Genomic DNA, 13,826 nt, shown 5'->3' on the forward strand with positions numbered 1-13,826 from the left:
CGATGGGCCCATGGCTCGACAGCCTGACCACTTGGCTCAGCGCCAACCCGCAATGGCTGGGATTGGCGATTTTTCTGGTGGCCTGCGTGGAATGCCTGGCAATAGCCGGGATCATCGTCCCCGGCACCGTCCTGTTGTTCGCCGTCGCGGTACTGGCTGGCAGCGGCGCCCTGACGCTGGGTGAAACCCTGCTGCTGGGCTTTGCCGGTGGCCTGCTCGGTGACGCGATCTCCTACACCCTGGGCCGGCGCTTTCACCAGAACATCCGCCGCTTGCCGCTGCTGCGCCATCATCCTGAATGGATCGGCAGCGCCGAGACCTATTTCCAGCGCTACGGTATCGCCAGCCTGCTGGTCGGGCGCTTCATCGGCCCGCTGCGGCCAATGCTGCCCATGGTCGCCGGCATGTTCGACATGCCGCTGCCACGCTTTATCGCGGTAAGCCTGATCGCCGGGGCCGGCTGGGCGGTGGCTTACCTGCTGCCAGGCTGGGCCACGGGAGCAGCCATGCGCCTGCCGCTGCCGGAAGGCTTCTGGCCACAGGCCGGAGTGGTCGTCGGCGGCCTGGCGTTGCTGATCGGCCTGAGCATCAACAGCAGCCTGCGCAGCATGCGCCGCGGCACCCGACTGATTGCCGGGATGAGCCTGCTGGCCCTGACCGGGCTGTTTTTCGGCTGGCCGTACCTGACCCAGTTCGACCAGGGCCTGATGACCCTGATCCAGGAAAACCGCAGTCGCGCCATCGACGGCACGGTGGTGCTGATCACCCGCCTCGGCGATTTCCGTACCCAGTTTTTCCTTGGCGGCCTGCTCACTGGCCTGCTGCTGCTGGCCCGGCAATGGCGCCCGGCGATTTTCGCCGGCAGCACCCTGATCGGCACGGCACTGGCCAACGGCAGCCTTAAATGGCTATTTGCCCGGGCGCGCCCGGAAGTACTGACCGATCCGCTGACCACCTATAGCATGCCCAGCGGCCACAGTTCGGCGTCGTTTGCGTTCTTTCTGGTGCTGGCAGTACTGGCCGGGCGCGGACAACCGCCGCGCATGCGCCTGACCTGGATCCTGCTGGGCTGCATTCCGGCGCTGTCGATCGCGCTGTCACGGGTCTATCTGGGCGCGCACTGGCCGACCGACATTCTCGCCGGCGCCATGCTCGCCTGCTGCGTGTGTGCCACCAGCCTGACCCTGACCCAGCAGCGTCAACCGCTCACGGCCCTGCCGCTGCGGGTGTGGTGGCTGATCCTGCCGGCGTGCGTCGCGCTGCTGGCATTCTTCGCCCTGCACGCGCTGCCCCACGCCCTGCTGCGCTACCAGTACTGAGGGCTCAGGCGAACAGCTCGCCCTGCAGCCGATCGAGCAGCGCCTGGATAGCCTCCAGGCGTTTGTGCGGCGAATCGATGGCCAACAGGTCGAGCTTGTCTTCTTCGACGAAGGGCAGCAGGTAGGCCAACTGATTGGCCAGTGCCTGCTGGCCCGTCACGGGTACCGGCATGCCCAAGGCTTCGACCATCGGGTGCTCGCCCAGCGCCTGCAGCAGCGCCAGCAAGTCGTGGTGGTCATCTTCCAGCGATTCATCGGCAAGTTCAGGCAGCCAGGACACATCAGCAACCAGCAACTGATCCTTCTGCACCTCGAACGGCCCGACGCGAAAGCGTCGGGTACCCTCGACGCGAATACCCAGCAGGCCGTTGTCCTGCTGCTGGAAATCACGAATCAGCGCCTCGCAGCCGACCTGCGAGAAACCGCTCGGCGCACTGCCAACCTGCTCGCCTTCAAGAATGCACACCACACCAAAGCCGCCGCCCTGCTTCATGATGCGGCCGATCATGTCCAGGTAGCGCGCCTCGAATATCTGCAAATCGAGAAAGCAGCCTGGAAACAGCACGGTATTGAGCGGAAACAGGGGTAACGTCATTGCAACTCCTCAAGCAACCAGGCTAACCGCCAGGGGCAGGAACACCGCCGTGGCAACCCCCATCAGGCTCATCGCCAGGGCCGCGAAGGCCCCGCATTCTTCACTTTCCTGCAGCGCCACCGAAGTGCCCACCGCATGCGCAGTAACGCCGAGGGCCATGCCCCGCGCCTCGGGGCTGTGCACGCCACAGCGCGACAGCAGCGCCGGACCGAAAATCGCCCCGATCACCCCGGTGATCAGTACGAACACCGCCGCCAGCGCGGCCACGCCGCCAATCTGCTCGGCCACCAACATGGCAATCGGCGAAGTCACCGATTTTGGCGCCATGGTCATCAGGATCATGTGCTCGGCGCCGAACCACCAGCCCAGCAACAGGCAGGCGCCGGTGGCGAACACCCCTCCGATTACCAGCGTAGTAAAAGTCGGCCAGAACAGCTGGCGAATGCGCCGAAGGTTGAGGTAGAGCGGTACCGCCAGAGCCACGGTCGCCGGGCCCAGGAGGATGTTCATGATCTCGGTGCTTTTACGGTACTCGCTGTAGGTCAGGCCACAGGTGAGCAGTACGCCAATGACCACCAGCATCGACACCAGCACCGGTTGCAGGAAGATCCAGCGGGTCTTCTCATAGGCAGCCAGCACCAGTTGATAGGCGCCCAGGGTGATGCCGATGCCGAACAGCGGATGGTGAATGACGGCGTCGACGGCGCCGCTCCAGTCCAGGCTCATGGCTGCTCCTTGTGGGTGCCCTGGCGGGCCATCAGCTTGTGCATCAGCACACCGACAAACACCAGGGTGAGCAACGCCGACAGCACCAGGGCGCCGACGATGGCCCAGAAGTCCGCGGCAATATCCGCGGCATAGACCATCACCCCCACCGCCGGCGGCACCAGCAAGAGAGGCAGGTAGCGCAGCAGACTGTTGGCCGCCTCGCTCAGGGGCGCGCCCACTTCGCCGCGCAGCATCAGGAACACCAGCAGCAACAGCAGACCGATGATCGGCCCCGGAAGGATCGGCACGAACAGGTGATTGATCGCCGTCCCGAACAACTGGAACAGCACCAGCCAGGTCAAACCACGCAACAGCATAAGCATCTCCTTGAAGCCCGGCGGCCATTATAAGCACGCTAACGACCGGCATATAAGCCGATATTCGCCGACTTGACCGCACCCTGCAGGCGTGCTGATCTTAGGTCTTCGAATCTGCCGAAGTCATAAGAAACCAAAGACAATCTGGAGAGTCACAATGCCCTATGTACCTGTTGCAGAGCTTTCGCAGTACGTTGGAAAGGAACTTGGACGTTCCGAATGGCTGACCATCGATCAACAACGCATCAACCTGTTCGCCGAGGCCACCGGCGACTTCCAGTTCATCCACGTCGACCCGGACAAGGCGGCAAAAACGCCATTTGGCAGCACCATCGCTCACGGTTTTCTCACCCTGTCGCTGATTCCCAAGTTGATGGAAGGCATTCTGGTTGTGCCTGAAGGCCTGAAGATGGCTGTCAACTATGGCCTGGACAGCGTGCGTTTCATCCAGCCGGTGAAGGTCGACAGCAAGGTGCGGCTCAAGGTCGACCTGACTGACGCCACCGAGAAGAAGCCCGGGCAATGGCTGCTCAAGGTCACCGCCACCCTGGAAATCGAAGGCCAGGAAAAACCTGCCTACATTGCCGAACCGCTGTCGCTCTGCTTCGTCTGAGCCAGGCAATGGGTGAAACCGTCCTGGCGACTGTTTCACCCGCCGCATTCTGCGGCATACTCGGGGCCTCACTCGTCCGGACCCCGCCATGCGCCCACTCGTTCCTCTTGCCCTGACCCTGCTACTGGCCGCTTGCGGTGACGGCGAGCCGTTGTCGCCACCCGATGCGCGCCTGCCCGATGGCGGCCGCTATCGAGGCGAGGTGGTCGATGGTCTGTTGCAAGGTGCCGGGCGCATCGACTACCCCAATGGCAGCTGGTATGAAGGCAACTTCCTCAATGGCCAATGGCACGGCCAGGGTGAATGGCACGGCAGCAATGGCGAGGTCTACCGGGGCCAGTTCCAGCAGGGCCTGTTCCACGGCCTGGGCACCCTGAAGACGCCGGGTAGCAGCTACACCGGCGGCTTCAAGCTTGGCCGCCGTGATGGCGAAGGCACCCTGAAAGAACCCGGCCTGCTCTACCGTGGCCAGTTCAAGGACGACCAGTACAACGGCGCCGGCCACCTTGAACTGGCTGACGGCAGCCAGTACCAGGGCCTGTTCGCCCGGGGCAAGCCCAACGGCGAAGGCATTCGCAGCGATGCCAGCGGCAACCAGTTCAGCGGCCATTTCGTCAACGGCCAGCTCGAAGGCAGCGGCACCTTCAACAGCGCCGAAGGCGATCAGTACATCGGCGCCTTTCACGACAACCGCCTGGAAGGACGGGGTCGTTATGAAAACGCCGACGGCGACGTGTGGATCGGTCAGTTCAAGGACGGCTCGCTCAGCGGCAAGGGCGAACTGATCGGCAGTGACGGCAGCCACTACAAAGGTAATTTCAGCGACTGGCGCTTTTCCGGTAACGGCCGCCTGCAGTTGCCTGACGGCAGTGTCTATGTCGGCGGCTTCGAGAACGACACCTACCAGGGCAATGGCCGCCTGACCCTGGTCGACGGGCGCAGCGAAAGCGGCCTGTGGCTCAATGGCCAGCGCGTGCGCGACGAGCATGGCAAGCTGCTGCCCGACCCGCTGGAACTGGCACTGCTCAACCAGGGCAGCCTGCTTGACCAAGCGCTGACCAAGGTGCCGGCTTCGACCGCACAAATCGAACTCTACAGCCTGGCTCTGGGTGGCGATGGCAAGCAGAGCGTATTCCTGCGTGAAGCCGATTACGTCAGCAACATGCTCAAGAGCCGCTTCGGCGCGGTCGGCCAGGTCAGCCTGGTCAACCACCGCGACCACCTCGCCGACCGGCCCATGGCCACCCGCGAGAACCTTGCCCGCGCCGTGCGCACCCTGGCCGAACGCAGCGGCCCGGAAGACCTGGTGTTCATCTATCTGACCAGCCACGGCAGCCATGAGCATGAACTGGTGCTCGACCAACCGCGCCTGCAACTGGCCGACCTGCCCGCCGATGCCCTGGCTGCCACCCTGGCGCCATTAAAAGACCGCGACAAGATCATTGTCATCTCGGCCTGTTATTCAGGGGGCTATATCGCTCCGCTCAAGGACGACAGGACCCTGATCATGACCGCTTCGCGCGCCGACCGGGTGTCGTTCGGCTGCTCGGAAGAGGCGGACTTCACCTACTTCGGCGACGCGCTGTTTGCCCAGGCCTTGAACCAGACCGACGACCTGCAACAAGCCTTTGAACGAGCCAGGGCCGCCGTCTCGGAGCGCGAGGCGATCGAAGGTTTCGATGCCTCCGAACCACAGATCTGGGCGCCCAAAGGCGTACTCGATCACTGGCAGCGCCTGCGCCAGCAACAAGCGCGCAAAGCCCTGCAAAGTGATACGGGCAAGCAACAGGCCGAGCATGCAAAAAATGCCGGTAACCACTAAGCTGACTGTATCAAGGGAGAGACATCATGTACTTGACGCCTCAGCATATCCTGCTTGCCGGAGCCACCGGTCTTACCGGTGAACACTTACTTGATCGGCTGCTCAACGAGCCCACCGTCAGCCGCGTATTGGCCCCAACCCGTCGCCCACTGGCCGAACACCCACACCTGGAAAACCCGGTGGGTGACCCGGCGGTGTTCCTCCCACAACTGGCAGGCCGCGTCGACATCGCCTTCTGCTGCCTGGGCACCACCATCAAGCAGGCCGGATCGGAGCCGGCCTTTCGCGCAGTCGACCTGGACATGGTCGTCGCCTTCGGCAAACGCGCCCGGGAGATGGGCGCGCGGCATTTGCTGGTGGTCAGCGCCCTGGGTGCCGACCGTAGATCGCCGATCTTCTACAACCGGGTCAAAGGCGAAATGGAGGCCGCATTGAAGGCCCAGGACTGGCCGCAACTGACCATTGCCCGGCCTTCGCTGCTGCTGGGCGATCGCGTCGAACCGCGGCTATCGGAGAGGCTGGCCGGGCCACTGTCCAAGCTGATTCCGGGCAAGTATCGAGGGATCGAGGCATGCCAGCTGGCCCGGGCACTGTGGCGTCTGGCGCTGGAAGAGCAGGATGGAATTCGGATTGTCGAGTCCGATGAGTTGCGCAGGCTGGGCAAGTAGAACCTGGGGCTGCTTTGCAGCCCATCGCTGGCAAGGCCAGCTCTCACAAGGATCTACATTCTCCCTGTGGGAGCCGGCGTTGCCGGCGATGAGGCCAGCCGCTACAACCCGCCAGTCGCCTGAAACCCAACCCCCAGCGCGGTCAATACCGACAGCGGCAACAGCAAGGTATCGAGCAAGGCACTGCCCGGCAGATCCAGCCCGGGATACTTCGGCGCCTCGGCACCGAAGCGGTCCATGGCGCAACAGCCACCCTGCATGGCATACAGATCCAGGCGCGTACCGGCATACACCAGCGGCGCACCCGGCTTGGCCGCGTCCAGGGTGCGCACGCTGGCGCAACCGCTAGCCACCAAGCACAGCGTCATCACGCCAAGCAGTCGCTTCATTCATCCGCGCCGAAATGATGCTCGCCCCAACGTGGCAGCATGTCCTGGGGAATGTTCAGCAGGTTGAGAATCCGCGCGACAACGAAGTCGATCAGGTCATCGATGGTCTGCGGCTGATGATAAAAGCCCGGCGCCGCCGGCAGGATCACCGCGCCCATGTTCGACAGCTTGAGCATGTTCTCCAGGTGGATGGTCGAGAATGGCGCTTCACGCGGCACCAGGATCAGCTGCCGACGCTCCTTCAAGGTGACATCCGCAGCCCGCTCGATGAGGTTGTTGCAGGCGCCGGTGGCGATCGCCGACAAGGTACCGGTAGAGCACGGCACCACCACCATCGCCGCCGGCGCGCCGGAGCCCGAGGCCACTGGCGACATCCAGTCTTCCTTGCCATACACGCGAATCTGCCCGGCCGCAGCGCCGGTGTATTCGGTGAGGAAGGCTTGCATGGCTTGCGGTTTGGCCGGCAGCAACACATCAGTCTCGGTGGCCATCACCAGTTGCGCGGCCTTGGAGATCAGAAAATGCACCTCGCGGTCTTCGCGCACCAGGCAATCGAGCAGGCGCAGCCCATACTGCGCCCCCGAAGCCCCGGTCATGGCCAGGGTGATGCGTTCCGGCCCGCTCATTTCAGGGCCTCGGCCAACTTGCCGTGCAGGCCGCCGAAGCCGCCGTTGCTCATGATCACCACCTGGGTGCCGGGCTTGGCTTGGCTCTTGACCCGTTCGATGATGGCTTCAAGACTGTCAGCGACCACAGCAGGTACCTTGCATTCGGCAGCGGTGGCGGCCAGGTCCCAGCCCAGGTTCGGCGGTGCGTACCAGATAACCTGGTCGGCATCGTTGACGCTTTCCGGCAGGCCATCGCGGTGGGCACCGAGTTTCATCGAATTGGAACGCGGCTCGATCACGGCAATCAGCGGCGCATCGCCGATGCGCTTGCGCAGGCCGTCCAGAGTGGTGGCGATGGCGGTCGGGTGGTGGGCGAAATCATCATAGATGGTCACGCCTTGCACTTCAGCGACCTTTTCCATACGGCGTTTGACGCTCTTGAAAGCGCTCAACGCGGCAATGCCCATAGCTGGCACTACACCAACATGACGCGCGGCCGCCAGGGTGGCCAGGGCGTTGGCGACGTTGTGCTGACCGGTCAGCTCCCACTCGACCACGCCCTGGGTTTCGCCCTCGAAGCTGACCTCGAAACGCGAACCATCGGCGCTGAGCAGCTTGACCTGCCACTGCCCGCCCTCACCGGTGGTCTGCACCGGCGTCCAGCAGCCCATCTTGATCACCCGCTCCAGAGCAGGTTCGGTGGTCGGATGAATCACCAGCCCTTCGCTCGGAATGGTCCGCACCAAGTGGTGGAACTGCCGCTCGATCGCTGCCAGGTCAGGGAAGATATCCGCATGATCGAACTCAAGGTTGTTGAGGATCGCGGTGCGTGGGCGGTAATGAACGAACTTCGAACGTTTGTCGAAGAAGGCGCTGTCGTACTCATCGGCCTCGACCACGAAGAACGGCGTGCCGCCCAAACGTGCCGATACCGAGAAATTCTGCGGCACGCCGCCGATCAAAAAGCCCGGGCTCATGCCGGCGTGCTCCAGCACCCAGGCGAGCATGCTGCTGGTGGTGGTCTTGCCATGGGTACCGGCAACCGCCAGCACCCAGCGGCCTTGCAGCACATGGTCGGCCAGCCACTGAGGCCCCGACACATACGGCAGGCCCTTGTTCAACACGTATTCCACTGCCGGGTTGCCCCGCGACAGGGCGTTGCCGATCACCACCAGGTCCGGTGCCGGGTCCAACTGGGCGGCGTCATAGCCCTGGGTCAGTTCGATGCCCTGGGCTTGAAGCTGAGTGCTCATCGGTGGGTAGACGTTGGCATCGGAGCCGGTGACCCGATGGCCCAGCTCCTTGGCCAGGACGGCCAGCGAACCCATGAAAGTGCCGCAAATACCGAGAATATGAATGTGCATGATCGACCTCGCAAAACGTCGAGGCAGGGTAGCCTAGGGCGCGACAAATCGCATCCTGTGTTTCGCTCAGGCGTCCCGGGCGATGCCGTGTTTGCGAAGTTTTCGATACAAGGTATTGCGGCTGACCCCCAACTGCGCCGCGACATGGGTCATGTGCCAGCGTTGTTGCTCCAGCACCGTCAGCAAGGCATTGCGTTCGGCGCTGTCCAGCGGCGGAGCGGGGTTATCCACAGGCGGATTGCTTTTGATAAGGACCGGTGCCTGGCGCACCACGGCTGGCAGGTCGGTAAACTCGATGCGCCCGTCTTCGCACAGGGCCACCAAGGTGCGCAGGACGTTACGCAACTGGCGCACGTTGCCCGGCCAGTTGAAGTCGAGCAACGCCCGGCGCGCCGAAGGCTCAAGGGCAACCGTTTGCTCGCCGGCCTCTTCAGCCAGGATGAAATCGAGCAGCTGGGATTTGTCGCTACGCTCGCGCAAGGCCGGCAGGTCGATTTCCAGGCCGTTGAGGCGGTAGTAAAGGTCTTCCCGGAAACTGCCATCCTCGACCCGCTCCAGCAGGTTGCGGTGGCTGGCGCTGATGATGCGCACGTTGACCGCTTGTGGCTCGCCACCGATGGGCACCACCATGCGGTCTTCCAGCACCCGTAGCAAACGGGTCTGCAGAGCCAGTGGCATGTCGCCGATCTCGTCCAGCAGCAGCGTGCCGCCATCGGCCTGCTGCAACTTGCCGCGCATGCCTTCCTTGCGCGCGCCGGTAAAGCTGCCGCCGCGATAACCGAACAGTTCGCTCTCGATCAGGCTTTCAGGGATCGACGCACAGTTGAGAGCGACAAACGCCTTGCTGCTGCGTTGACTGGCCTGGTGCACGGCTTTGGCGAAAGCCTCCTTGCCGCAGCCGGTCTCGCCGCTGAGCAGCAACGGCACATCGCGCTCGAACACGCGTACGGCGCGGCGAAAGTCGTTCTGCAGGGCCGGATCGACCAGGCAGATGCCACCGGGCTGCGCGGTTTTGGCCGGAGCAACAAAGGGCGCCGCCGCAGGCACCACCGAACGCACCTGCCCGCGCACACTGGCGAACAACACGCGGCCATCCCGGGTGCGCAGCGGCCAGCTGGTGTTGGCCTGGGCGGTGGCGCGGCTGAACAGCTCGTCCTGGGCGCAATCGAAGAACATATCCACAGGCTTGCCGAGCACACCACCGCGGATGGTGCCCAACAGGTTCAAGGCGCTCTGGTTGACCGCACAGATTCGCCCGTCGCCATCAAAAGCCAGCAGCCCTTCACTGAACATCCCGACCGATTCGGCCTGCAGATGAAAGCGCAGGAGGAACTGGTTGTCGAAATAACGCAGGAAGTAACTGCTCTCGATCATCTTCGCCGAGAGGTTGACCAGCGCCATGGTGTGAAACTGGCTCTGGCGCGATACATCAGCCCGCGCCGACGACACATCGAGCACCGCCAGCAATTCACCGTGCGGGTCGAACACCGGGCTGGCCGAGCAGGTCAGCCCGGTATGGCGGCCACGAAAGTGCTCATCCTGATGAATGGTCACCGCCTGACGTTCGACTAGGCAGGTGCCGATGCCATTGGTGCCTTCGCGCGCCTCGCTCCAGTCGGCACCGAGCCACAGCCCGGCGCGTTCGAAAATGCGTCGCTCGCTGGGCGCGGTGACGCAGTTGAGGATCACCCCACGGGCGTCGGTGAGCAGCACGGCATGGCCGGCGCCGGAAAGTTGCTGGTGCAGGCTGTTCATCTCGTTGCCGGCGATTTGCAGCACCTGTTGCAAGCGCTCGCGGCTTTCCAGCACGCGGCCGTGTTCGAGCACGGTCGGCGCCATGCTCTGGGCCGGGTCCAGGTGATAGTCCTCGAGGCAACGCAGCCAGGAACGGGCGATCGACGGATCGCTACCGGGGCCCTGGGCCAGGGCCTTGCCCTGGGTCACGGTGAGTACTTGCCGGGCGTGCCGGCTGAGGTGATTGCTCTGCACTTTTTATTGTTCTCCGCAGACGAGATAGGCCCAGCATCCTCCACCCGTCGGCGCAATGCAATGCTGGCTTGACCGTAGGGTCACGCTTTGTGTCAGTAACGGTACAAAGTGTCACCCAGGCTGTACCGCAGCCGCTACAGCCCCTCGCCTGCGCCCCCGCAAAAACCTGCCAAGCCCTTGATTTAACTGGGCCCGGCCACACTGGCCCAACCCTTGCTCTATGCTTTACATCCTCCCCAACAAGCACAATAGCCAGGAGACACACCATGCGTTATGCACATCCCGGTACCGAAGGCGCCAAGGTTTCCTTCAAGAGCCGTTACGGGAACTACATCGGTGGCGAGTTCGTCGCTCCAGTCAAAGGCCAGTACTTCGAAAACACCTCGCCGGTGAACGGCCAACTGATTGCTGAATTCCCCCGCTCCTCTGCCGAAGACATCGAAAAAGCCCTGGATGCCGCCCATGCCGCCGCAGATGCCTGGGGCGCAACGTCGGTGCAGGCACGCTCGCTGATCCTGCTGAAAATCGCCGACCGTATCGAACAGAACCTCGAACTGCTGGCCATCACCGAAACCTGGGACAACGGCAAGGCCGTGCGCGAAACCCTCAACGCCGACATCCCGCTGGCTGCCGACCATTTCCGCTACTTCGCCGGCTGCCTGCGCGCCCAGGAAGGCGGCGCCGCCGAGATCGACGGCAACACCGTGGCCTACCATATCCATGAACCGCTGGGCGTGGTCGGGCAGATCATCCCCTGGAACTTCCCGATCCTGATGGCCGCGTGGAAACTCGCCCCGGCCCTGGCTGCCGGCAACTGCGTGGTACTCAAGCCCGCCGAGCAAACCCCGCTGGGCATCACGGTGCTGCTGGAAGTGATCGGCGACCTGCTGCCACCCGGCGTGCTCAACGTGGTGCAAGGCTACGGCCGTGAAGCCGGTGAAGCCTTGGCCACCAGCAAGCGCATCGCCAAGATCGCCTTCACCGGCTCCACCCCGGTCGGCTCGCACATCATGAAATGCGCCGCCGAGAACATCATCCCGTCCACCGTCGAGCTGGGCGGCAAGTCGCCGAACATCTTCTTCGAAGACATCATGCAGGCCGAACAGAGCTTCATCGAAAAAGCGGCTGAAGGCCTGGTGCTGGCGTTCTTCAACCAGGGCGAAGTGTGCACCTGCCCATCCCGCGCGCTGGTGCAGGAATCGATCTACCCGGCGTTCATGCAAGAGGTGATGAAGAAGATTAAGCAGATCAAGCGCGGCGACCCGCTGGACACCGACACCATGGTCGGCGCCCAGGCCTCCGAGCAACAGTTCGACAAGATCCTCTCGTACCTGGAAATCGCCGAGAAGGAAGGCGCCGAGCTGCTCACCGGCGGCAAAGTGGAAAAACTCGAAGGCAGCCTGTCGACCGGTTACTACATCCAGCCGACCCTGCTCAAGGGCACCAACAAGATGCGCGTGTTCCAGGAAGAAATCTTCGGGCCAGTGGTGAGCATCACCACCTTCAAGGACGAAGCCGAAGCCCTGGCGATTGCCAACGACACCGAGTTCGGCCTCGGCGCCGGTGTCTGGACCCGCGACATCAACCGCGCCTACCGCATGGGTCGCGGCATCAAGGCCGGCCGCGTATGGACCAACTGCTACCACCTGTACCCGGCCCACGCCGCGTTCGGTGGCTACAAGAAGTCCGGCGTCGGCCGTGAGACCCACAAAATGATGCTCGACCACTACCAGCAAACCAAGAACCTGCTGGTCAGCTACGACATCAACCCGCTGGGCTTCTTCTAAACGGGCAACAGGGCGGTCCCGACCCGGGGCCGCTCTGGCTCGCTTCCTGCAAGACCATCACCAGACAAACCGGCACCCGCCGGGATTGATAAAAAGAACAGGTGAACCCTATGCCAAGCGATCATACCGGCAGCGTGCCGGCAGGCTCTTCTGTCGACTTCGAAAAGGTCGGCTCCGATTACTTCCAACAACGTGAACTGAAAAAGGGCGCCGCCGGCTGGGTTTTGCTGGTGGGCCTGGGCGTCGCCTACGTGATTTCCGGCGACTACGCCGGCTGGAACTTCGGCCTGGCCCAGGGTGGCTGGGGTGGCATGTTCCTCGCCACCTTGCTGATGGCGACCATGTACCTGTGCATGTGTTTCTCGCTGGCTGAACTGTCGTCGATGATCCCCACCGCCGGTGGCGGCTACGGCTTTGCCCGCAGCGCATTCGGGCCCTGGGGCGGGTTTCTTACCGGTACGGCGATCCTCATCGAATACGCGATTGCCCCGGCGGCCATTGCCGTGTTCATCGGCGCCTATTGCCAGTCACTGTTCGGCATCGGCGGCTGGATGATCTACCTGGCCTTCTACATCATCTTCATCGGTATCCACATCTTCGGTGTCGGTGAAGCGCTCAAGCTGATGTTCATCATCACCGCCGTGGCTGCCATTGCCCTGGGCGTGTTCCTGGTGGCGATGGTCCCGCACTTCGACGTCAACAACCTGTTCGATATCGCCCAGACCGACGCTGTCGGCGCCAGCAGCTTCCTGCCGTTCGGCTATGTCGGGGTGTGGGCGGCGATCCCTTACGCCATTTGGTTCTTCCTCGCCGTCGAAGGCGTGCCGCTGGCCGCCGAAGAAACCAAGAACCCCAAACGCGACCTGCCCCGCGGCCTGATCGGCGCCATGCTGGTTTTGCTGGCCTTCGCCCTGCTGATCCTTGTGGTCGGCCCTGGCGGCGCCGGTGCCGAAGCGCTGAAAGCCTCCGGCAACCCGCTGGTTGAAGCGCTGTCGAAAGCCTACGGCGGATCGACCTGGATGGGCGGCTTCGTCAACCTGGTGGGCCTGGCCGGCCTGATCGCCAGCTTCTTCTCGATCATCTACGCCTATTCGCGGCAGATCTTTGCCTTGTCGCGTGCCGGCTACCTGCCGCGCAAGTTGTCGGAAACCAACAAGAGCAAGGCCCCGGTGCTGGCCCTGGTAATCCCCGGGATCATCGGCTTCGCCCTGTCGCTGACCGGCCAGGGTGACCTGCTGATCCTGGTCGCGGTGTTCGGCGCTACGCTGTCTTATGTACTGATGATGGCTGCGCACATCACCTTGCGCATCCGCCGGCCGAAAATGGAGCGTCCTTATCGTACCCCTGGCGGTATCTTCACTTCGGGCGTGGCCCTGGTGCTGGCCTGCATCGCCGTGGTGGCGGGTTTCCTGGTCGACCCACGGGTAGTGATTGGCGCCGCAGTGATTTATGCGGTATTGATTGCCTACTTTGCTTTCTACAGCCGGCACCACCTGGTCGCCGGGACCCCGGAAGAAGAATTCGCCGCGATCCAGAAGGCCGAAGAGGCCCTGCACTGATCAACGCCACCTACGCCGCAGGCCAGCC

The 13,826-nt window shown here is 63.3% G+C and carries 13 protein-coding genes; 6 read left to right on the forward strand and 7 right to left on the reverse strand.

Annotated features, from left to right (window positions below):
* Positions 1 to 2: 2 nt before the first annotated feature.
* A complete protein-coding gene (locus tag ABM562_RS08300; protein WP_233674440.1) occupies positions 3 to 1,319 on the forward strand; it encodes a bifunctional DedA family/phosphatase PAP2 family protein in 1,317 nt (438 codons plus the stop codon).
* A gap of 4 nt (positions 1,320 to 1,323) precedes the next feature.
* Here ABM562_RS08300 and ABM562_RS08305 read toward each other — a convergent pair whose 3' ends face one another.
* The 3 genes from ABM562_RS08305 to ABM562_RS08315 are packed head-to-tail and all read right to left on the reverse strand — an operon-like array spanning position 1,324 to position 2,999.
* The gene (locus tag ABM562_RS08305; RefSeq protein ID WP_134061318.1) at positions 1,324 to 1,914 is read right to left on the reverse strand and encodes an LON peptidase substrate-binding domain-containing protein; all 591 of its coding nucleotides are present in this window, start codon (positions 1,912 to 1,914) and stop codon (positions 1,324 to 1,326) included.
* A gap of 9 nt (positions 1,915 to 1,923) precedes the next feature.
* Complete coding sequence (locus ABM562_RS08310) at positions 1,924 to 2,640, reverse strand: LrgB family protein (protein ID WP_115085150.1); 717 nt, start codon at positions 2,638 to 2,640, stop codon at positions 1,924 to 1,926.
* Positions 2,637 to 2,999: a CidA/LrgA family protein gene (locus ABM562_RS08315; protein ID WP_115085149.1), complete on the reverse strand. Its 363-nt coding sequence runs from the start codon at positions 2,997 to 2,999 to the stop codon at positions 2,637 to 2,639. Before ABM562_RS08315 ends, ABM562_RS08310 begins: the two co-directional genes overlap by 4 nt.
* A gap of 157 nt (positions 3,000 to 3,156) precedes the next feature.
* Here ABM562_RS08315 and ABM562_RS08320 point away from each other — a divergent pair, with 157 nt between their 5' ends.
* The 3 genes from ABM562_RS08320 to ABM562_RS08330 all read left to right on the forward strand — a co-directional run bounded on the left by ABM562_RS08320 (position 3,157) and on the right by ABM562_RS08330 (position 6,102).
* Complete coding sequence (locus tag ABM562_RS08320; RefSeq protein ID WP_115085148.1) at positions 3,157 to 3,612, forward strand: MaoC family dehydratase; 456 nt, start codon at positions 3,157 to 3,159, stop codon at positions 3,610 to 3,612.
* A gap of 88 nt (positions 3,613 to 3,700) precedes the next feature.
* Positions 3,701 to 5,434, forward strand: a complete 1,734-nt coding sequence (locus tag ABM562_RS08325) for a C13 family peptidase (RefSeq protein ID WP_115085147.1) — start codon at positions 3,701 to 3,703, stop codon at positions 5,432 to 5,434.
* Between the two features lie 26 nt (positions 5,435 to 5,460).
* Positions 5,461 to 6,102 (forward strand): oxidoreductase, encoded by a 642-nt coding sequence (locus ABM562_RS08330; protein WP_115085146.1) that lies wholly within the window; start codon positions 5,461 to 5,463, stop codon positions 6,100 to 6,102.
* 101 nt (positions 6,103 to 6,203) lie between these two features.
* Here ABM562_RS08330 and ABM562_RS08335 read toward each other — a convergent pair whose 3' ends face one another.
* From ABM562_RS08335 to ABM562_RS08350, 4 genes are all read right to left on the reverse strand, one after another.
* A complete protein-coding gene (locus ABM562_RS08335; protein ID WP_115085145.1) occupies positions 6,204 to 6,491 on the reverse strand; it encodes a YceK/YidQ family lipoprotein in 288 nt (95 codons plus the stop codon).
* Positions 6,488 to 7,117 (reverse strand): flavin prenyltransferase UbiX, encoded by a 630-nt coding sequence (ubiX, locus tag ABM562_RS08340; RefSeq protein WP_115085144.1) that lies wholly within the window; start codon positions 7,115 to 7,117, stop codon positions 6,488 to 6,490. Before ubiX ends, ABM562_RS08335 begins: the two co-directional genes overlap by 4 nt.
* Positions 7,114 to 8,463 carry a UDP-N-acetylmuramate:L-alanyl-gamma-D-glutamyl-meso-diaminopimelate ligase gene (gene mpl, locus ABM562_RS08345; RefSeq protein WP_010222881.1) on the reverse strand — a complete coding sequence of 450 codons (1,350 nt, stop codon included), beginning with the start codon at positions 8,461 to 8,463 and terminating at the stop codon, positions 7,114 to 7,116. Before mpl ends, ubiX begins: the two co-directional genes overlap by 4 nt.
* Positions 8,464 to 8,529: 66 nt before the next feature.
* Positions 8,530 to 10,452, reverse strand: coding sequence for a sigma-54-dependent Fis family transcriptional regulator (locus ABM562_RS08350; RefSeq protein ID WP_346617152.1), 1,923 nt, complete (start codon positions 10,450 to 10,452; stop codon positions 8,530 to 8,532).
* 266 nt (positions 10,453 to 10,718) lie between these two features.
* Between ABM562_RS08350 and exaC the strand changes: the two genes are divergently transcribed.
* Both exaC and eat read left to right on the forward strand, forming a co-directional pair.
* A complete protein-coding gene (gene exaC / locus ABM562_RS08355) occupies positions 10,719 to 12,239 on the forward strand; it encodes an acetaldehyde dehydrogenase ExaC (RefSeq protein WP_460421393.1) in 1,521 nt (506 codons plus the stop codon).
* 110 nt (positions 12,240 to 12,349) lie between these two features.
* Positions 12,350 to 13,798: an ethanolamine permease gene (gene eat, locus ABM562_RS08360; protein ID WP_134061315.1), complete on the forward strand. Its 1,449-nt coding sequence runs from the start codon at positions 12,350 to 12,352 to the stop codon at positions 13,796 to 13,798.
* The last annotated feature ends 28 nt before the right edge of the window (positions 13,799 to 13,826 follow it).

The organism is Pseudomonas sp. ZL2, from assembly GCF_054788455.1.